The organism is Reticulibacter mediterranei, from assembly GCF_016587455.1.
The window spans coordinates 7,500,598-7,521,406 of sequence record NZ_BNJK01000001.1 but is presented as its reverse complement, the minus strand read 5'-3'; the positions used below and the strand labels follow the sequence as shown (position 1 = coordinate 7,521,406).

The 20,809-nt window shown below is 54.8% G+C and carries 17 protein-coding genes; 14 read left to right on the top strand and 3 right to left on the bottom strand.

Translation table 11 applies throughout. The features are described from left to right. Positions 1–2 precede the first annotated feature (2 nt). The 4 genes from K3T83_RS32330 (at position 3) to K3T83_RS32315 (ending at position 6,832) form a co-directional block, all read left to right on the top strand. A complete protein-coding gene (locus K3T83_RS32330; RefSeq protein WP_220207043.1) occupies positions 3–869 on the top strand; it encodes a carbohydrate ABC transporter permease in 867 nt (288 codons plus the stop codon). 60 nt (positions 870–929) lie between these two features. Continuing rightward, entirely contained in the window at positions 930–3,953 is a 3,024-nt protein-coding gene (locus K3T83_RS32325; RefSeq protein ID WP_220207042.1) for a glycoside hydrolase family 38 N-terminal domain-containing protein, read from the top strand. Positions 3,954–3,978: 25 nt separating this feature from the next. After that, positions 3,979–4,965: an ROK family protein gene (locus tag K3T83_RS32320; protein ID WP_220207041.1), complete on the top strand. Its 987-nt coding sequence runs from the start codon at positions 3,979–3,981 to the stop codon at positions 4,963–4,965. 121 nt (positions 4,966–5,086) lie between these two features. Further along, entirely contained in the window at positions 5,087–6,832 is a 1,746-nt protein-coding gene (locus K3T83_RS32315; RefSeq protein ID WP_220207040.1) for a class I mannose-6-phosphate isomerase, read from the top strand. A 129-nt stretch (positions 6,833–6,961) separates the two neighbouring features. On the opposite strand, the gene K3T83_RS32310 is transcribed toward K3T83_RS32315, so the two are convergent. Further along, positions 6,962–7,381, bottom strand: coding sequence for a hypothetical protein (locus K3T83_RS32310; RefSeq protein WP_220207039.1), 420 nt, complete (start codon positions 7,379–7,381; stop codon positions 6,962–6,964). 440 nt (positions 7,382–7,821) lie between these two features. On the opposite strand from K3T83_RS32310, the gene K3T83_RS32305 reads away from it, so the two are divergent. The 6 genes from K3T83_RS32305 (at position 7,822) to K3T83_RS32280 (ending at position 15,401) form a co-directional block, all read left to right on the top strand. Next, positions 7,822–9,132, top strand: coding sequence for an MFS transporter (locus K3T83_RS32305; RefSeq protein WP_220207038.1), 1,311 nt, complete (start codon positions 7,822–7,824; stop codon positions 9,130–9,132). Positions 9,133–9,587: 455 nt separating this feature from the next. Beyond that, complete coding sequence (locus tag K3T83_RS32300) at positions 9,588–10,394, top strand: sugar phosphate isomerase/epimerase family protein (protein ID WP_220207037.1); 807 nt, start codon at positions 9,588–9,590, stop codon at positions 10,392–10,394. Positions 10,395–10,477: 83 nt separating this feature from the next. Continuing rightward, positions 10,478–11,464 (top strand): Gfo/Idh/MocA family protein, encoded by a 987-nt coding sequence (locus tag K3T83_RS32295; RefSeq protein WP_220207036.1) that lies wholly within the window; start codon positions 10,478–10,480, stop codon positions 11,462–11,464. Then, a complete protein-coding gene (locus K3T83_RS32290; protein ID WP_236065032.1) occupies positions 11,428–12,903 on the top strand; it encodes a sulfatase family protein in 1,476 nt (491 codons plus the stop codon). Before K3T83_RS32295 ends, K3T83_RS32290 begins: the two co-directional genes overlap by 37 nt. Beyond that, positions 12,884–13,945 carry a Gfo/Idh/MocA family protein gene (locus K3T83_RS32285; protein ID WP_220207035.1) on the top strand — a complete coding sequence of 354 codons (1,062 nt, stop codon included), beginning with the start codon at positions 12,884–12,886 and terminating at the stop codon, positions 13,943–13,945. The genes K3T83_RS32290 and K3T83_RS32285 overlap by 20 nt, the downstream gene beginning before the upstream one ends. A 94-nt stretch (positions 13,946–14,039) precedes the next feature. After that, the gene (locus tag K3T83_RS32280) at positions 14,040–15,401 is read left to right on the top strand and encodes a sulfatase family protein (RefSeq protein WP_236065031.1); all 1,362 of its coding nucleotides are present in this window, start codon (positions 14,040–14,042) and stop codon (positions 15,399–15,401) included. 108 nt (positions 15,402–15,509) lie between these two features. Here K3T83_RS32280 and K3T83_RS32275 read toward each other — a convergent pair whose 3' ends face one another. Beyond that, positions 15,510–16,457 (bottom strand): AraC family transcriptional regulator, encoded by a 948-nt coding sequence (locus tag K3T83_RS32275; protein WP_220207034.1) that lies wholly within the window; start codon positions 16,455–16,457, stop codon positions 15,510–15,512. Positions 16,458–16,707: 250 nt separating this feature from the next. Beyond that, complete coding sequence (locus tag K3T83_RS32270; RefSeq protein WP_220207033.1) at positions 16,708–16,881, bottom strand: hypothetical protein; 174 nt, start codon at positions 16,879–16,881, stop codon at positions 16,708–16,710. On the opposite strand from K3T83_RS32270, the gene K3T83_RS32265 reads away from it, so the two are divergent. Genes K3T83_RS32265 through K3T83_RS32250 form a run of 4 tightly spaced genes read left to right on the top strand, consistent with a single transcriptional unit; the run spans position 16,880 to position 20,758 of the window. Continuing rightward, on the top strand, positions 16,880–17,902 hold the full coding sequence (locus K3T83_RS32265) for a zinc-dependent alcohol dehydrogenase family protein (RefSeq protein ID WP_220207032.1): 1,023 nt from the start codon (positions 16,880–16,882) through the stop codon (positions 17,900–17,902). The two genes, K3T83_RS32270 and K3T83_RS32265, sit on opposite strands and share 2 nt — an antisense overlap. Before the next feature lie 12 nt (positions 17,903–17,914). Continuing rightward, entirely contained in the window at positions 17,915–18,295 is a 381-nt protein-coding gene (locus K3T83_RS32260) for a DUF2255 family protein (RefSeq protein ID WP_220207031.1), read from the top strand. Between the two features lie 32 nt (positions 18,296–18,327). Continuing rightward, positions 18,328–19,311, top strand: coding sequence for an aldo/keto reductase (locus K3T83_RS32255; RefSeq protein WP_220207030.1), 984 nt, complete (start codon positions 18,328–18,330; stop codon positions 19,309–19,311). A gap of 49 nt (positions 19,312–19,360) precedes the next feature. Then, on the top strand, positions 19,361–20,758 hold the full coding sequence (locus K3T83_RS32250; RefSeq protein WP_220207029.1) for an MFS transporter: 1,398 nt from the start codon (positions 19,361–19,363) through the stop codon (positions 20,756–20,758). Positions 20,759–20,809: the final 51 nt, after the last annotated feature.

Sequence of the window (20,809 nt, the reverse complement as noted above, 5' to 3'; positions counted from 1 at the left end):
TGATGAGCATACGTAATATTCCGCGGCGTCGAGCATTCACCGTCCCTGTGGGCCGCATTATTGTTTATCTGCTGGCGATTATCTTCGCCGTGTTGTGGTTCGTGCCGATATGGGCCACGATTACGACCGCAAGTAAAGATACACCGGATTTTTTCAGCAATCCGTTCTGGTCTCTGCCCCACAGATTTAATCTGATTGAGAATATGATAACAGCGTGGAATAATGCCAGTCTGGGTCAGGGGTTTATGAATAGCTTGATCTATGGCGTGGTTGGCGCGGCGATTGCTGTGCTGATTGCTGCCATCGCCAGCTATGGGCTGGTGGTGCTGAAAATCAAAGGGGCATTTCTTTGGTTCCTGGTGATCTTTAGCGGCACACTCTTTCCCTACCAGATCTATATTGTGCCACTCTATCAGATGTATTCTAATCTAGGCCTCTATGATAGCCAGATTGGAATGCTTATTTTCTACGTTGCAGTCTGTATTCCTTTCTGTACGCTCGTCTTGCGCAGCTTTTTCAGCACTGTGCCAGACGAAATCGCGCAGGCAGCACGTGTTGATGGTAGCAGCGAGTTCCGAATCTTCTGCCAGCTCTACCTGCCGTTGTCGGTTTCTGCGCTCCTGGTGCTCTTCCTCTTCCAATTCACCTGGATCTGGAACGATCTGCTCTTTGGCCTGGTGCTGAGCAATTCGCCAGAGGTGCGGCCGGTGATGGCGAGCCTGAGCAGTCTGATGGGCGTCTATGCCGGAACGAGCTTTACGATAATCCTGGCGGGGGCGCTGGTCGCTTCACTGCCCACGCTGGTTATCTTCCTGGGGCTACAGCGCTACTTCATGGAGGGTCTGACACTTGTTGCCAGGCCGCGCTAGCTAAACCATCCAAAAAACCTGATATGCATAAATATTTCACTCATTGGAAGGAGATTCTCGATGTCGATTGTGACGACGTTCACGGCTGAACCTACGATCTTTTTCCGCCGTGAGCACGGTCAGCTTTGCCAGGTGGTACGCGTGACTCTGGTGTGCCAGGCTCCGCTTGAGCAGGCCACGCTTGAAGTCGCGGGACCATCATACCGCAGCGCACTTGAGCCAGGGCACTTTGAACACGGCCAGCACATGCTTGATGTACTGGTGCCAGAGGTGACGAACGAAACGCCTTTTCAGGTGACTCTGCGTGCAAAGGGCGAGCAACACACGACTCACGTCATAGTCCGTCCTGAGCGACACTGGGAATTGTACCTGGTCCATCATTCCCATCTGGATATCGGCTATACCGATCCGCAGCCCACGATCATCATGAACCACCTGGATTATCTGGATCAAGTGTTGGCATTATGCGAACGCACATCCTCCTGGGAGACGCCGTTCAAATGGACCGTTGAAACGACTCTCCCTCTGCTGAAATGGATCGAGAGCAGGCCGCGCCGCACGGTTGCCCGTATGGTTGAGGCGATCCAACGTGGGCAGGTGGAGGTCTGTGCTGGTTGGGCCAGTCTGCACTCAGAAGCCTTCGAGATTGACGAACTGGCCCGCACCTTCGAGGTGGTCGGCACGCTGCGCAATCGCTGGCATATACCAGTGAAGACGGCCATTCAGACCGATGTGCCGGGCCTGACGGAAGGCTATTTAAAATGCTTGCAACGCCTGGATATCCGCACGCTTTCAGTGGCGCATAACTATGCCGGGCGCTCGCTTCCAGCGCGCACCGGGCAGAAACCAGATACACGCCTCTTCTACTGGCAAACGCAATATGGACAGGCAGGGACCGACGAGCCTGTACTGGTCTGGTATACCGATACGCCCCACGGGGTCTATATGGAGGGAGGCTTTCTGGGTTTTCTTGATAAGGTTGAGGCGGTTGAAAAGGCTCTCCCTGAGCGCCTGGCGCAACTCACTTCGGAAGAGTATCCTTTCTGCTCGGTGCATTTGCGCGTGCAGGGTTCGTTCTGGGATAATGCCTGCCCGAATATACGCCCCGCGCAGGTTGTGCATGAGTGGAACCAGCGCTGGACCTATCCGCATATCTCTATCGCGACACAGCAAGAGTTTTTTAACGCCGTTCGGGATGAGGCTAATGAGCGTATTCCACTCTTTACGGGCGACTGGACCGACTGGTGGGCCGATGGCATCGGGTCGGCTACGCGCGAAAATGGTATGAATCGCCAGGCGCATTATCAGTTGAAGGCAGCGGAAAGCATGCATACGCTGGCGAGCCTGCACACCAGCAACTGGGAGGACTATCCCACGCAGCAGGCGGAGCACACGTTCCAACAGATGGCACTCTTCGATGAGCATACGTGGGGTGCAGCCAACCCGTGGGACAATACACTGGAATCAAATACCTCCGGCGACATTCAGTGGCGTATCAAATCAAACATGGCACTTGATGCCTATTATAGCAGCCGTTATTTGCTGCACTCCGGCCTGCATCACCTCGCCGATTCGCTGCTAGGCGATCACGATGCACAGAGTGGTGCTGGCTCGATCCTCTGCTTCAATCCTACCTCGTTTGAGCAAACAAGTTTTGTAGAGGTCTGGCTGCCAGCGGCAGCAGGCATTCCAGAACCATTTCGGCTCGTCGATAGTATCACCGGCGAAAGCGTACCCTTTACACGCGTCTGGCATCGCTTCGGAGGCGTTGATCTTCAGGTTGATCTTGGCGAAGGCACCGACCAGTGGCACGAGGCATCCGACACCGGGGCACGTCCACGCGGCAAAACCTTCGGTTTCGTGGCCTCGCACGTTCCCGCGCACGGCTTCAAAAGTTATCTGCTCCAACCTGAGCCGGTCGCTGCTCCCTCATCCTCAGCAACGCCTGTTGATGCCGATGTGCTGGAGAATGCCTATTACCGACTGAGCTTTGACGCGCAGCGCGGAACGCTCACGAGCCTCTATGACAAAGAGGCCGGCTATGAATGCATCAACCCCGATGCGGTTTTCTCGTTCGGTGAGTTGATCTATGACCGCTACACCACAGCCCCTAAATTCAACCATCTTTCCAGCCGTGTCACTGGTCCGGCGGCGCAGTTCATCGGTGGTCGACATCGCATCACGCTGGCGAAGAGGACCGGGCGCAGAGATACGCCGCTGTTCACCGAACTGGAGTTTACTCTGATCCTGGAGGGGTACAATCAGATCATCGTCACGGTCAGGCTCTACCACACGCAGAAACGGGTGGACTGGATCTATCACCTCTCGAAGATTGCGGCACCCGACAAAGAAGGTCTATACATTGCCTTCCCGTTCGCCCCTGGCCTGGGTCGGCCCACCTATGAGATCACGGGTAGCAGCACATCTCAGCAGACCCCACATGTGCCGGGTTCCTGCGACTATCTGCAAGCCATCCAGCACTGGCTCGCACTTTCCGATGGCGCGCAGACCGTCCTGTGGAGTCCGCTTCAGACGCCGCTGATCGAAATCGGCTCAATCTATACCCCTTATAATCCATTTGAGCAGACGACGAAGGCCCTCGAACCCTCGACTGTCTATTCCTACGCGCTCAACAATATGTGGGATACGAACTTCCCCTATCAACAGGGAGGAGAGATCACCCTGAAATATAGCCTGACCAGCTACGCGGGCGCTTTCGCACATGAGCGGGCCTATCAGTTCGGTGCGTCGTGTGCCAATCCCTTGCATTCGCTGTGGGATGCACGAGTAGTGGACAAAGCCAGCGATGCACTGATCCACCTGGACGGCGAGGCAGCATCGCATGTGCAGCTCGTCGGGCTACGGCAGGCCAAGCAGGGAGGTCCGGCGATCCAGTTGCGGCTCCAGGAGATCGCAGGCAAGGGTGGTGCTCTCAAGCTTGTGCTTCCCGGAGCTCGCTTCTCTCAAGCGTGGCTGGCTGATCTGACTGGTGAGCCGCTTCAGCCATTGCCCATTGAAGGAAGCACGATCACCGCATCAATTACCCCTGGCACCTTACTGACCATCGTTGCAGAGGTAGTGTAAGTTGTCCCGATAGAAAGTGAAGGAGATGGAAAAGAGGATCGACAGCAGGCAGGAGGAATCTCACCTGCCTGCCGTCCTGGCCTTTGACATCGGCGGAACGCGTATCAAAGCCGGGATAGTTCAGGGCAGCGTCGTCTCCAACTTGACGATTGAGGCACTAGCTGGCAGAGAGGGAACTTCTGATGTGCTCTCGCAGATTGTACAGATCGGCAAGCGCCTCATTGCCAGGCGCGAGGTTGTTGCGGTCGGGATGAGTGTCAAGGGGATCATCGACCCGCAGCGCGGGGTGATTCTGAGCGTTAACGAAGCGCTGGCTTCGAGTGTTGGCGTGCCTATCGCCGAACGGTTGACACGTGAGTTTGGCGTACCGATCCGGCTCGAAAACGACGCCCGCATGTACACGCTCGGTGAACTGCTCTACGGCGCGGGCCGCACGGCAACGAATATGGTCTGTTTGACACTGGGTACAGGCGTTGGTTGTGGCGTCGCGTTAGGACGTCGCATCTTACGCGGCCCACACGGCCTCTCTGGTATTCTTGGCGGCCATATTACCGTGCAAGTAGATGGTCCGCGCTGCACATGCGGCAACGTCGGCTGCCTGGAAGCTCTAATCGGGACAGGAGCCTTGATCCACGAGGTAACGGAAGCACTGGCGAGTGGACAGCATTCTATCCTGAGTGAGATTCCCATCTCATCGCTCTTGCCTCAACATATCTTCGCAGCCTCCACTGCCGGTGATGTGCTGGCGCAGGAGATTGTACAGCGTTTCACTCAGCGCCTCGGCGCGGGCGTGGTCTCACTTGTACACGCGCACGACCCGGATCTTGTTGTGCTCGGCGGCGGCATGGCTGCCGCCGCCGAGCAATTTTTACCGGAGGTCCAGGCATATGTACACAGGCATACCTGGACACTTCCGGGTGTAAACGTAAGAATAACAACCTCTGAGCTGCGAGAGGCTGCGGCCCTCTCAGGTGTCGCGGCTTACGCTCGCGGCCTGGATATTTTCCTATGAGATGCAACTTAACAAAATACCTCCTGTTGTAGCTGTGCAATGCATTGCGCAGCTACAACAGGAGAATTCCCTGATTCATTTGTTGCATAATGTGATTGAGGCTTAAAAGGATATCACCTGGATGAAGGAATCAATAACGAATAGCTACCGTACACATCCAACGCACCATTTTCCCTGGCTGGAGATCAAAGCCGGTCACAGCGCACTCGCCGCAACCCTCTACGATCTCGCCTGTCGCGAAGCCGACAGCAGGCTCATCATTATCGACGGTTTTGTCGGGCTGGAGTGGAACCGATTTATTCCTGAGTTGCGCGCTGCACTGAGCCAGTTCACCCCGCATACTCGCTGGCTCTCAACGGAACAGTGCTTTCAATCAACGGAGGCTATTGAAGACGTTCTGGCACCATCGCTCACCTCAGATCCTGTTTTTGGCCGACTCTTTCACGGTCACCTGGAAGATCTCTGGGTGCAAGAGCATAGTACCGCGCTACGCTCTACGCTCCAGGAACACGACGTCGACCTGATAATTGTCTACGGCTTTGGCGCGTCTTGCCTGACAACGGAAGGCGTGCAGGTTTATATCGATGTGCCAAAAGACCGCTGCCAGCACCTGGCTGCCCAACAACGCGTCTTCAACGTGGGGGCGGCAGCGCCGCAGCGCTTTGGTGAGATGTACAAACGCTTCTACTTCGTGGACTGGCCGATGCTCAATAAAGTGAAACGGGCGCAACTGCCGCACATCGACCTCTTCGTTGATGGCACAGAAAGCACAGAACCGCGCTTCACAAATGGCAATGATTTTCGTCGCGCACTGCGTGCGCTTGCACAGCAGCCCTTTCGCGTCAAACCCTGGTTTGCTCCTGGTCCCTGGGGCGGACAATGGATGAAAGAACAGTTCGGGCTACCTGCGGATCAGCCGAATTACGCCTGGTCTTTTGAACTCATCGCTCCTGAAAATGGCGTGCTGCTTGGCGATGGTCAATGCTCCCTGGAGTGCTCCTTCGACTACCTGCTCTGGGCTGAAACGGATGCTGTGCTAGGGGTTCCAGTCGCAGCTCGCTATGGAAGCTATTTTCCGATTCGCTTCGATTATCTTGACACGATGGGCGGGGCAAATCTCTCCTGCCAGGTCCATCCACGGCTCGATTATATCCGCAATGAGTTTGGAGAGCCATTCACGCAGGACGAGACGTACTATATCGTCACCAATGAACCAGGCTCGAAGGTATTTCTGGGGTTACGCGAGGATGCCAACGTTTCCCATTTTCAGGAGGCCGCGCTTGCTGCTCGTGATCGTGGTATCCCTTTTGAGATAGACGAGTTCGTTAATAGCGAGAGCAGTGCGCCGCACGATCTCTTCCTCATTCCAAGCGGCACGGTCCATTGCAGCGGAGCGAATAACCTTGTGCTGGAGATTAGCGCGACGCCCTACATCTATACCTTCAAGATCTATGATTATCTGCGCAAGGATCTATCGGGCAATTTACGCCATGTGCATCTTAACCACGCATTCGCCAACATCGACGCAGGGCGCAGAACGAACTGGGTCAGGCAACACCTCTGTCCGCGTCCAGTGCTGCTGAGACAGGGTGAGGGATGGCGAGAATACGCGATTGGCAATATCGAACATCTCTTCTTCGCCATTCACCGCCTCGAATTCACCGATCAAATTAGCGACGATACACAGGATAGGTTTCACGCGCTCAATCTCGTCGAAGGGGAGCGATGCGAAATTGTGACTAAGCAACACGAGCCGGTCGAACTGCATTTTGCGGAGAGCCTGATCATTCCAGCAAGCGTCGGCCACTATCACATTCGCAACCTGGGCCAGAGCGCGTGCAAGCTCGTAAAAGCGTTTGTCAAATGATCTCTCCTGTTTCCTGAAGCCTTGCATAAGCCTTCAGGGATTTCCACAGTTATGAATAGTGCTCTACTGCCGTGGCGAGAGTGATCGCGGCTTTCTGGGGAGAACCGTGAACGGTTCGCTCCCCAGCGGTTAGCGCAAACAAAGTATTGCGAGCACGAGTATTACTATGATAATAGAGGTGATACCGAGATAAGCGGACAGGAAAGGCCCGTTGAGGGTAAGAAGGATAGGGTCCGAGATAGAGTGGGAGAGAGCGCTTGCAACAAAAAAGACGAAACCCCAGAGGATCGCTGTGAGCAACGTGCTGAACTTCCTGTGAGCCAGGGGTCCTGGCAGGTGCGATTGGATTATTCGCTCAATTGATGAAAAGAAGGTCAGTTCAAGGGTGAGAACAAGGGCAAGCAGGAGGTCCCACGTTGTGAGTGAATAGGCGGAAGGATTCCCGATGGAGTGAAAGAGGAGAAGTATCCAGAGCGTCAGCAGCAAACCTGCGAGCCAGGCACTCATGCGCCTGCTTACGCTCCGGAGAGTGGAAGGTTGTTGTGTCATCTGTCAATGCCTCCTTGCTGTGCAAGTTAACGACTACTCTTCTTCTGTCTCTCTTCTCGCGTTGCAAAAAGGAGAATCGGGATTTTCACCACTGTACACTCTCTACGTTTCTCACTAGACAGGAGTTACAATTCCAGATAGAACAGGGAGAGGGTAAGAAACTCTTGAACAGCGCCCAATGTTTTTGAGCGCTGCTGTAGAGGAGGATGGGCATCTGGAGTTGAACGAAAAGCGTCGTCGCCTTGGCATCTGCCCCTCACGGATGGTGCCGCGAGCAATGGTTCACCATCCACATCCCGCCTCTGAATGGCTCCATCTCCTTTCCTGGAGATGTTCTGGGTGAACCCCTGTTTTCGTTTCCGGTTTTGTCCCTGCCGCAAAGAATAGAGAGGTAGATAACACTTGCAAAATGCAAGTTATTTGTGAAAGGATCAGACGCAATGAAGACAGCGGTTCTCGAGCACGAACAAGTGACCCGGCCTTTAGAGGACGTTTTTCCCATTGCTCTTTCTGACGGAACAGGTTCTGCAAAAGCGAAAGCGCAAGTCAGAAGGAAAGAGCAGTCGGTGACGGTTGCTTTAGGTTTCTTGATCGGCTGTGTAACGTTGATGATGACAGGCTTTTCAGTAATTATTCCTGTGTTTCCCCAGAGATTGCAGGCGTTGGGGCTTGGAGTGGAAACGCTGGCATTGATGGAGGGCGCGTTTGGATTGGGCATGTTTCTTTTCAGCACCCCAATGGGCACCTTGTCGGGACGGGTTGGGCGCAAGACGATCCTGTTTGTGTCGCTGGCAGGCTATATTGTGACGAATCTGCTGCTGGCATTCGTGAACGTGCCCCTGCTGTTCGTGCCTATTCGGTTCGTGGAGGGGGCACTACTGGCAGGGGTGGGACCGGTCGCCATGTCGATGATCGGCGATACGGTTCCAAGCGAGAAACAAGGGCGCTGGATTGGTCTGATGACGACGGCTCAGGCGGTGGGGATTGCACTTGGCCCGGGCCTCGGCGGCTATCTGTATCAGGCGCTTGGCTTTACCGCTCCCTTCCTGCTCACGGCAGGGGTCGCCCTGGTAGCGACTCTGTTGACGATCTTTCTGGTCCCTGAGACCCTGCCAGAGCAGGTGCGCCACCAGGCACGCCAGCGCAAGGGACAGCGTGGCGCAAAGGGGCAGCAGCCCAAGGAGCGGCGTTTCTCCAGTGTGATCGTGCTCGTGCTTCCCTTTCTGGCCATCGATTTCGGCATGATTTTTACCTATCCGTTCGTGTTCCCGCAGTTCCCTTTCTTCTTCGAGAAGATGTTGCACTACAGCGTAGCTCAATATGGAATGGTGTTCAGCATCTATGGAATGGCCCTGGCAGTCTTCCCCTTCCTGCTGGGGCGTCTCACGGAGAAGCTGTCGAAGAAGCCACTCATTGTCATTGGCTGCCTGCTCTTCAGTGCCCTGATTGTGGTTGTGCTGCTCGCCCCGAGCTATCCGCTCTTGCTTGTCGGTGCGGCTCTCGCTGGATTGGGGAGTGCATTGGTTGAGCCTGCGATGGGCAGCATCTACCTGGCAGCGACCAGCGATGAGAATCGCGGGCAGATCATGGGGATGCGCGGCTCTGCCATCTCACTGGCAGTCATGCTCGGACCTCTTGCTCAGGCAGTCATCGCCCCCTGGAGCACTCCGCAGATGACGTTCGCAATGGGGACGGTGATCTCACTGGCGATGGCGGGGATAGCATTCTTCCTGCTCAAGCGGGAGCAGTAGGCACCAGCAACAAAGGGTCCTCTCCCCAGGAGGACCTTTTTGCTATCCCTTTCCTTATTTTCCAACAAAATAATCATTCGTAAGCAAATGAAACCCCCTATACATACGATATTATCGTTCAATAGCATAAAAAATAGATAATAGATACATGACATTCTTTTCAAGAACCTTTTCTCCGCTCAAATTTAGATATCACTTGCCTTGACAAAGCTGTGTCTAATATGTTACGTATAAACAAAACAACACGAAACTAGATGAAATATACTTGTCAGTGACGATAGGTAGGGTTATCATCCAGACTTCTCGAACGTTTCAACTGAACACCATTGTTTCAGGCCAACTTACAATCAGAAGGGCAATAGAGACAGCCCTGAACTGCGCATAAGTTATCACGCACAGTTCAGTCGCCTGTATCTGTTGTCCTTTCTTTTTGAAAAAAGGAAGGAAGAATTGCAATGAGGCTCGGATGCAACACCGTACTGTTTGCCGCGCAAGATTTAGAAGGCGCATTGGAGCGTATTGCGTGGTGCGGTTTTAAGGAGGTCGAGCTAGCGGCCATTCCTGGTATGTGCCAACATGTCGCGCCTGGACGTGATGACGCAGCCAGGATCAAGCAACAGCTTGAAGAAGCGGGATTGCGTGCAGTGGCGATGGAAGCAGCCATGAATCTGACTGATCCCGCCAATATCCCCCGTTTTATTGCCGTCCTACGCTTCGCTGCCGAACTTGGCGTTGAGGTCGTCAATACGGGCAATGGCGGCAAGAGCAACGATCCGGTAGCGGAACAAGCAGCCCATGACGCCATTCGCCAGCTCGCCCCCCATGCTCAAGAACTGGGGATGACGATGGGAGTGAAAGCGCACGTCAACCAGGCTATTTACAATACGGCGAGCGCCCTGCGCGCATTGGATGCTGTTGGCGATGTACCCGGCTGGGGTATCAACTACGACGCCAGCCACCTCTATCGCGTTGGGGACGACATGGTTCAGGCCGTCGAGCAGCTTGGCACGCGCATCGTCTCTGTACACATCCGCGACACGCTGGAACGTGTCATCCCGATAGGACCTCCGCTGACACAGGTGCCAGGGCGTGGCAGCATTGATCTCAAAGGAGTGCTGGCTGCCCTCCAGAGAGTTGCCTATAAGGGCCCGATAGACCTGGAGGTGATCGGCGCAGGCAAGATGGCAGATTGGCAGGCGACGGCCATCGCAGCAGAAAGTCGCGGCTATCTCCACCATCTCATGCGCACACTCGAAGCATAACCGCTCATCATAAATAGCTAAAGAGACCACGACAGGTCTCCCGCACAGATCATTGTCAAATAACTACATCACGAGGAGGAACCATGCTTAAAGTAGCTGTGATCGGTCTCGGTAATATCGGCAAGACCCATACCCGCTTTTACAGTGAAAACAAAGATGTTGAACTTGTAGCGCTATGTGATATTTTAGCTGAACGGGTTGACCCGGTAGCCCACCAGTATGGAGTGAAAGCATATCATGATCTCGATGAGATGCTGGCCTCAGAAGCTATTAATGCGATCAGTGTAGCCACAGCCGGAGTCGAGAACGGCAGCCATCACTACGAACCAGTCATGAAGTGCCTTGCGGCCGGCAAACATGTGCTGGTGGAGAAACCTATTTCCAACAACATCGAACACGCACGTGAGATGGTACGCTTCGCCAGAGAAAAGGGCGTTCTGCTCGGCGTCAACCTCAATCATCGCTTTACACCAGCAGCAGACCGTGCTAAACAGCTTTTGCAAGATGGGAAGCTAGGCGAGATTCTCTTCATCAACATGGCCTTGTGGATCAACAATCCTAACGAAAGCTCGCCCTGGTTCCATATTCGCGCCTTGCATCCTCACTCTATTGATGTCATGCGCACTTTTGGAGGTCCAATCAAGCGGGTGCAGGCATTTATGCATAAGGGGCCGGGGCGCACGATCTGGTCAAATCTCTCGATGAACGTCCAGTTTGCCAGCGGAGCTATCGGGCATCTCACAGGTAGTTATGATGCCAGCGGACTGCATCCTATTGAGCGTTGCGAGATTGGCGGTAGCGAAGGACGCGCCGTCATCGAAAATGTCTATCAAAAGCTGGAGTTCTTCCCTCGGCGCAGCCCGGATAAACTCGTTTTCGAGAATTCGATCATGGGCGGCATGGGAAACTTCAACGATACCTTCCGCAACCGCATCAATACATTTGTTGAGCAGGTCATAGCCGGTGGCCCGCTGGATGCTTCTGGTGATGAAGGGTTGGCAGCTCAGGAGGTGATCGAAGGCGCAATTCGCTCGTGGCAAAACGGCACCATCGAGGAGGTCAATGGCTGATGAACATCGTCCTGATTGCCCTTGACACGCAGCGTGCGGATCACCTGGGCTGTTACGGCTATCCGAAACGCACCAGCCCGTTTATCGATAGTATTGCCCGTCGTGGGGTGCTGTTCGAGCGCTGCTATGCGCCGAACATCCCCACTCATCCCAGTTTCACTACCATGCTCAGCGGCAAAGAAGCGATCACGCACAATATCGTCAATATTGGCGGGGGCGTCCCCATCGCTGATGGCGTGCGGTTGCTTCCCGAAATACTCAAAGAACATGACTATGTCACGGCTGCGGTGGACAGCATGGGACGCCACTTCTCACGAGGCTTCGATGAGTATTGCACCTATCAGTGGGATCGCTCCAACCCGACGATGCTGCGTAAAGCGGAGACGGTGAACGAAAAAGCATTGCCATTGATTGAGCGCCTCAAGCAGCAAGCGCAACCATTCTTTCTGTTCCTGCACTACTGGGACCCACATACGCCCTACCTGCCGCCACCACCATATGATCGCAAGTTCTATCCGAAAGACAAAGATCCCTACGATCCCAACAATCACAGCATGGACGAAGCCTGGGCCTGGGAACCGTTCAAGTGGTATTTTCACGATTGGATGCCGGGCGTCACCGATGCCGAATATGTGATCAATCTCTACGATGGCGAGACGGCCTATATGGATCACCATCTGCGACCCATCTTCGCAGCCCTCGCCCCCATCCAGGAGGAGACCCTGGTCATTATCACGGCGGATCACGGAGAAGTACTCAACGAGCAACTCGGCTATTTTGATCATCACGGCCTCTATGAAGGCAATGTCCATGTTCCCCTGATCCTCTATTGGCCGGGCAAATTACCGAAAGGGCGGCGTGTGCCTGGCTTCGTGCAAAATCTTGATATCGCACCAACGCTCTTAGAATTAGCAGGCATTCGGGACCGCGACAACATGGAGGGCATCAGTCTGCTGCCAGGCATCTTCGGCCTGCGCAACGGCAACTACGATGAGGTCTATCTCTCTGAGGCCACCTGGCAAGTAAAACGCGGCTTGCGTACAGAACGCTGGAAATTCATCGATTCCATCGAGCAGGATCCGCATGGACGTCCGATGCAGGAGTTGTTCGACCTGCAAAGTGACCCGGAGGAGCAGCAGAATCTCGCTGTGAGCCGTCCAGAGGTGGTAAAAGAGCTGAAGGAGCGCCTGGATACCTGGGTGGCGCAACGCCTGAGCGAAACCGGGCGTTGCGTTGATCCACTCGGCGAGCAGGGCAAATGCGGCACGCGTATCGGCACGCAGCGTCCCGACGATATCGTTGGAGCTGGAGCAACACCGCTCCACAAACGCCAGCAGGCGGCAGCGGCCACCATTCCCGCACCAGAAGATCTCAAAACGCCCAACGAAGTGCAGGATGAGACGAGAGGGGTGAAACTGCATGGCTACGTCAAAAAATAATGTAACTCGTCTGGGTATCATCAGCTTTGCGCACAGCCATATCAACGCTTACATCGAGTCGATCAAAAATTTTGCCGATGCCCAGATAGTGGCAGCCTGGGACGAAGATCAGGAGCGAGGTCGCACACAATGCGGCAAGAATGGTATTCACTTCGAGCCAGATCTGGATGCCTTACTCAAACGCGATGATATCGATGCCGTCTTTGTTACCAGCCCGACCAACCAGCATGCAGCCCACGTTCTCACGGCTGCTCAGGCTGGCAAGGCGGTGCTGCTGCAAAAGCCGATGGCCTTAACGCTGGAAGACTGTGATGCGATCATAGCAGCAGTAAAGCAATATGACATCAAGTTCAGCATGTGCTATCAGATGCGTGCCGATCCGGTGAATCAGAAGATGAAACAGTTGATCGACGAAGGAGCAGTTGGCAACATCGCCATTATGCGGAGGCGTCATGCCATCGGTGCACTGCTCTCGCCGGATTTCGCCAGACCCGGCAACTGGCACATTGATCCTGTCCAGAATATGGGTATGTTTATGGATGATGCCTCACATGCCGCCGACTGGTTCTACTGGATGCTAGGGCACCCAACCAGTGTCATCGCAGAGATCGACAACATCGTTACGTCTACTGCACCAGACGATAATGGTGTTGCCATCTTTCGCTTCGGCAAGAAAGAGATAGGCATTCTGCTCAATAGCTCTACCATGCTGGCAGCAGAGGCCACCACCGAGATCTACGGAGATAAGGGAACCATTGTGCAAAACTATGGCGACCTTGTTTCGTCGGGTCTGCCACGTCCAACAGGAGCTACAGCGCTGAAAATTTACCGTACAGGTGCGCAAGAGTGGGAATCCTTCAACTTTCCAGCTGATACACCACATGGATCACGCATCCGAGCGGTACCGCGCCCCTTAATCGAGTACTTGCAGGGACGCGCTGATCCTCTGGCAACGGCGGAAGACGGACGCGTTTGCATCGAGATGATTCTAGGAGCGTATCAGGCTGCACGAGAAGGCAGACGAGTATACTTCTCTCACTAAAAACATCGGTCTAGCCAGGAGCACGCGCTCTACCACGCAGCCTGCTCCTGGCCGCACCTTTTCTATTCTTTCAGCGATGAAGGAGGGCATCATTATGATGTTGGAGTCAGCAAAGTTGCCTAACATTGTCATAGTGGCGATTGATACGTTACGTGCCGATCATATGCATTGTTATGGGTACACAAAAACCACCGCGCCTGAAATTGATGCCTTAGCCAGTGAGAGCATTGTTTTTGATACCGCCATTGCTGCTGCCATTCCGACGATGCCATCATTCACGACACTCAATACTGGCCTGCACCCCTATCGCCATGGTATAGTCGCCCATGTTGGGCAACGCCATCTTTCTGAAGACATCCTCTTTCTGCCACAACTGGCAAAGCAGCGCGGCTACGTAACCATCGCCTGCGACAATCTGGTTGTTCAGGGCGAAGGGCGCGGAAGCTGGTTTGCACGAGGCTACGATCACTATTCCGGCTTCCTCTACAAACCTTTCAGCAATCAGAGCAGCAAGCTCACCGACCGCGCCATACGCTTTCTCCAGCAATATGCGGATCACCCGCTCTTCCTCTTTATGCATTACTGGGACCCACATACACCCTATGGCCCCCTGCCACCCTATGATCTATTGCATTATGAGCCAGGGTCCGGGCCAATAGATATGGCGGCTGTCAGGCGTATCCAGCCAGAATATTATGATGCCTTCGTGGGCGATATGAAGCTGCGCTATCCCGATGATTACGCCTATATCGTGGCTCAGTATGATGGAGAGATCAGCCAGGTCGATGCCCAGGTAGGACGCCTGATACGCGCCATCAAAGAACAGGGGAACTGGGAGCATACTATTTTTATTCTCATGGCCGATCATGGTGAGTGCTTCGGCGAGGGCAACTTCTACTTCGACCATCATGGCCTCTATGATGCGGTGACACGTCTCGCGCTGATGCTTCACCTGCCTGACAACAACGCCAGACGAATTGGTGCACTGGTCTCCAGCGAAGATATCTTGCCCACGCTGGCAGAACTGGTCAATCTGTCCATGCCGCCATATCCCTTGACGGGGACTAGCCTGTTGCCACTGCTCAATGGTACAGAACAGGAGGTGCGACCCTATGTTGTTTCCGCCGAATCCACACGCCAGGCATCACTAGCCGTGCGCACACCTGAGTGGAAAGTGATACAGCCTATTGTAGAGGACTGCGAAGGACACCCGTTGCCTGATTTCTATGGACACTCACGCAACGCTGCTCCCCTGCTCTTCGATCTACGAACCGATCCGGCAGAACAACACGACCTTAGCCATGAGCAACCGGAGAAACTCGCGGAAATGCTCAACTTGCTACAAAACTGGAGAGCGGAGATGCAGCGTATCACTGGTCAACCCGATCCTATTCAATCGCACGGCCTGAGCCTACCCTATACGCGATTTATGGAACGGGTACTGAACCGCAAATAGCGATACACAAGCTGGGGTGGTCCACACCTTTTTGCAAAGCAGTACTGCCATTTGTCAAAAGATTGGGCCTTCCGCTGCTTTGGTGAAGAGGACAGAAACATCAATCTCTCACCGAGAAACTTGAGGCAGTGCATCTTCTCGCAACCGTTGCATGTCGCGCCTGGGTGGGACGCCAAAGAGACTTTTGTACTCTCGATTGAAGTGCGAGGCATCCTGGTAGCCCACGCGATAGGCTGCGCTGGCTGCATCGAGATCTTCCGCAAGCATCAGACGCCGCGCCTCTTGTAGCCGTAGTCGCTTCTGGAATTGCAGGGGACTCAGCGCCGTGACAGCCTTGAAGTGCTGATGAAATCCTGAAACGCTCATGCCCAGTTCGCGTGCAAGCTGCTCGACACGTAGTGGTCGAGCGAAGTCTTGACGGAGCCGCTCGACCGCTCTCGCAATAGGAGAAGAACCCTCCCCAAGCGTCGTCAGGTGGCGGAGTCGGCTCCCCTGCTCTCCCATCAGGAACCGATAGACGATTTCCCGCATGATCAGCGGTAGCAGAATAGGTGCTTCGGCTGGGGAGTCCAGAAGCCTGGTGAGCCGCACGGTCGCCTCCAGCAGCCTGGCGTCCAGGCTGCTGACATCGATGGCCCTGACCCCTGGAGGCTTGCTCGAAGGGGCATAGCCTGCCTCAAGCATAACTGAACTGACAATGCCAGGATCAAGAGAGAGGCGGAGGCTGAGGAATGGCCGCTCTTTCGAGGCTTCGAGAACCTGGCCGATAGAGGGCAGATTGACCGTCGCCAGAAGATAGTGGAAGGGGTCGTATCGATAGTGGCTCTCGCCCAGGAGGAACTCCTTACTCCCCTGGGCAACCACACACACCGACGGATCAACTACGCTATACACGCGCTCCAGAGGCACTGAGTGACGATACAGGTGGAGTCCTTGAAGCGGTTGGACGGACCCATCGGAGGTAATAGCTCGTCCGATCCGCTCGACCAGTTCCTCGCGATAGGCTTGCAGGACGAGTGCCTCGCGTTCTCCCTGCTGGTACAGCATCACCATCATAGTAACCTCTTTCCTTGTTTCTCCCTTGCTCGTTTGAAATTTTTGGAGAATCAGACAATCATTTTCGAGAATTATTCTACCACTCTCCGTTCCAGACTGTCTATACTACCTCTCAGAGAGAGGAAAAGCCTCTCTGCCCGGGCCATGTAAGCTGGACTTTTCTTCAAGAAGAGGCAAGGCGGTTGACTGGATGGAACACGTCAGCGATGAGCAATATCAGGGCGAATCGTAGAGGCAAGTTCGTTGCAATCTATCGCCCGGAGACGAGAAGATCAGCGAAGCGATCACTCATTTTGCCTTCTCCTCTGGCTGGTTCATGACTATGTCTGCGATGGATGGCACCCTGACGGTATTCTGTAGCAATAAGTGTGATGCTCGCCAGTAGACGCTGGTGAGCGTCCTGAACGAGAAGGAGAATCATCATGCGAGGAACACTGCTGTACGGTCCACGCGATGTGCGTGTCGAGGAGCGCCCCGACCCGAAGATCGTTGAGCCGACTGACGCCATTCTCAGAATCTCGACCACCTGTGTGTGCGGGTCCGATCTGTGGCCCTACCGTGGCATCGAGCCGATCACTGGGCCGACCCCAATGGGGCACGAGTACGTTGGCATTGTCGAAGAGGTCGGAAGCTCGGTCAAAACGATCAAGCCCGGCCAGTTCGTGATCGGGTCATTTTTTGCCTCCGACAACACCTGCCCGATTTGTCAGGCAGGCTACCAGAGCAGGTGTATCCACAGCCAACTCATTGGCGCTCTTGGCGCTCAGGCACAATGGCTGCGCGTCCCGCTGGCAGATGGCACGCTGGTGGCAACCCCGGACATTCCATCCGATGACCTGATCCCAAGCCTGCTGGCCGCATCAGATGTGTTGGGCACCGGCTGGTTCGGTGCTGTCGCTGCCAATGTGGGGCCGGGCAAGACTGCTGTGGTCATCGGTGACGGCGCAGTCGGGCTACTCGCCGTACTCGCGTCCAAGCAGTTAGGGGCCGAACGGATCGTGGCGATAAGCCGCCACGCGAAACGACAGCAGCTTGCCCGCGAGTTCGGCGCAACTGATATCGTCACCGAGCGCGGGGAGGCGGGAGTGGAAAAGATCAAGGAACTCACTGATGGGCTCGGAGCGCATTCTGTCATCGAGGCGGTTGGCACTCAGGAGTCGATGCTCCAGGCAATCCGCTCCACTCGGCCCGGTGGGTATGTCGGGTATGTCGGTGTCTCCCACGACGTGAAGCTAGACGGCCAGGAATTGTTCTTCTCAGAGGTTCATCTGCACGGCGGCCCGGCACCAGTGCGCCGCTTCCTGCCTGACCTCATTGACCGAATCTGGAAGGGCCAGATCCACCCCGGCAAGGTCTTCGATCTGGAACTACCCCTGGAGCAGGTAGCGGAGGGCTACCGCGCAATGGACGAGCGCCGCGCGATCAAGGCGCTGTTGCGTCCATAAGGAGGTTCTACTATGACGAACTGGACACGCAATGACCTCGAACGCATTGGCGCAGCAGAGGAACTACAGATCACGACTTTCAAGAAGGATGGCATGCGGCGTCGGCCCGTTGTTATCTGGGTTGTCCGCGTGGGTGATGATCTGTATGTGCGAGCTTACCGTGGTCATGAAACGGCCTGGTTCCGTCAGGCACAACGGAAGCCTGAAGGACGCATTGAGGCTGGCGGAGTGACAAAGGACGTGGCATTTGTCGATGCAAGCTCCGACGAGGCGCTGGCGAACCAGATAGACGCTGCTTATCAATCGAAGTATCGGAAATACAGCGCGACGTATGTTCGTCCGATGATTGCCCCGCAAGCGCGTGCAACCACATTGAAACTGAAGCCTGTCTAGCGTAAAAAGCAGGTGAACGAGAGGGAGATCACATGGAATACACGAAACTCGGAAACACCGGAATGGATGTATCTCGCATCTGCCTGGGGTGCATGGGTTTTGGAGATGCGGAACGTTGGGTTCACAAGTGGGTGCTTGATGAAGAACACAGCCGACCAATCATCAAGAAAGCCCTGGAACTGGGGATCAATTTCTTCGATACCGCCAATGTCTATTCCATTGGCAAGAGTGAGGAGATTCTCGGACGTGCATTAAAGGACTTCGCCAATCGGGACGAGGTTGTCATCGCCACAAAGGTACATGGCAAAATGTATGATGGACCCAACGGTGCTGGACTCTCCCGCAAGGCAATCCTCAGCGAGATCGACCACAGCCTCAAGCGGCTTGGAACCGAGTATGTGGACCTCTATCAGATTCATCGCTGGGATTACCAGACGCCCATCGAAGAAACGATGGAAGCGCTACATGACGTGGTAAGAGCCGGTAAGGCTCGCTATATCGGTGCCTCTGCCATGTTCGCCTGGCAGTTCCAGAAGGCGCTGTATACAGCCGAGAAGCATGGGTGGAACCGCTTTGTCTCGATGCAGGATCACCTCAACCTCCTCTACCGCGAGGAAGAGCGGGAGATGCTCCCACTGTGCCGTGAGGAGAAGATCGGGGTGATCCCGTACAGCCCACTCGCCTCCGGTAGATTGACGCGCGACTGGTCATCGACAAGCACCCTTCGTTCCGAAACCGATCACATTGCCAAAGGGAAGTATGATGCGACCGCCGTGACCGATCAACGGGTGGTTGCGCGAGTGGCGGACATCGCAGAGAAGCATGGGGTTCCGCGTGTGCAGATCGCACTGGCCTGGCTATTACAGAAGCAACCAGTGACGGCACCGATCATTGGGGCGACCAGGATCACGCATCTGGAAGATGCTATTGGCGCTCTCTCTGTGAAACTGATCCAGGAAGAGGTTACTTCCCTGGAAGAGCCGTATGTACCGCATCCCATCGTCGGTCATCAGTAAACCATCAAGGCGGGAGAGCGCCCGCTCATCTTTTGTGAAAGAGAAGGACATGATCACCACACCACCTCAACAAACCATTCAGCAGAAAACAACACAAACGATGATGCCTCTGCTGGCGCTCTGCCTGGGCTACTTCATGACGATTCTCGATGTGACCATCGTCAATGTCGCCCTGGTCGATATGAAGGAACATCTGAATGCGAATGTGACGGGACTACAATGGATTGTCGATGGCTATGCCCTCGTCTTTGCCAGTCTGCTGCTGACAAGCGGGGCGCTGGGCGACCGCAGAGGAAACAGGACCATATTTTTGGTCGGATTTGCCCTCTTCACGCTGGCATCGACGTTGTGTAGCCTGGCATCAACACTGCTCGTCTTACAGATCGCTCGCGCCTTTCAGGGGCTTGGAGCAGCTCTGCTGGTTCCCAATTCGCTCGCCCTCTTAAGTACCATCTATACCGAAGCCCACAAACGGGCGCAAGCGATTGGTATTTGGGCCGCAGTTGCCAGTATTGGAGCGCTTTCCGGCCCTCTGCTTGGCGGCTTTTTGGTCAATGCGTTCGGGTGGCGTAGCATTTTCCTGATCAATCTACCCATCGGCATCCTCGGCTTTCTGCTCACCCTCCATTCGGTTGCGCCATCGACGCGGGTGGCGAGACGCAGCCTTGATCTTCCGGGGCAAGTGGCGGGGATGCTCGCGTTGGGGATGTTGACCTTTGCGTTGATCGAAGGCAATAGCCTGGGAATCCTCTCTCCACTCATTCTTGCGGCATATACTGGAAGCATCCTCTTTTTCTTACTCTTCCTATGGAGAGAAAAGACCGCCAACCATCCTATGCTTCCATTGAAGCTGTTTAGCGAACGAACGTTCTCTGCGACCAATGTGGTCGCCCTTTGCCAGACCTTTACGTTTACGGGCTTCATTTTTGTCATCAGTCTGTTCCTGCAAGAGATGCAACACTATTCACCGTCGCTCACAGGACTCGCTCTGCTGCCGTCCTTTGGCTGTGCCTTGCTGGCAACATCGCTCTCTGGTATGCTCATGACCCGCATGGGGACAAAACGCGTGATGAACATCGGTCTGATCCTCGCCGCCTTTGGCTGCTTTGGACTGGCGCTGGTCGAGACGCACACCTCGTACCTGCTGCTTGCGTGTTTGATTGCTATCCTGGGAGGGGGACTAGCGCTGGTCTTACCGGCGATGACCAATGCCGCCATATCACATGCCCCAAGATCCCAATCGGGGATCGCATCGGGTATGCTCAATGTAAGCAGGCAAGTGGGTGGAGTCATCGGCGTTGCCATCCTGGGAGCGTTGGTAGGCAAGCAGCAAGCATTTCTCTCAGGCATGCATCTCGCCTTTGCGATCGCAGGAGGGGTTCTCCTCCTCGCGTTAGGAACGGCAATGATCTTCGTCAGAACACGTGAGGTGCCACTCGCGCGATGAACCATTCGGCGCTACCGACATTGTGACCGAACTTGGCCAGGAACTCGTCTT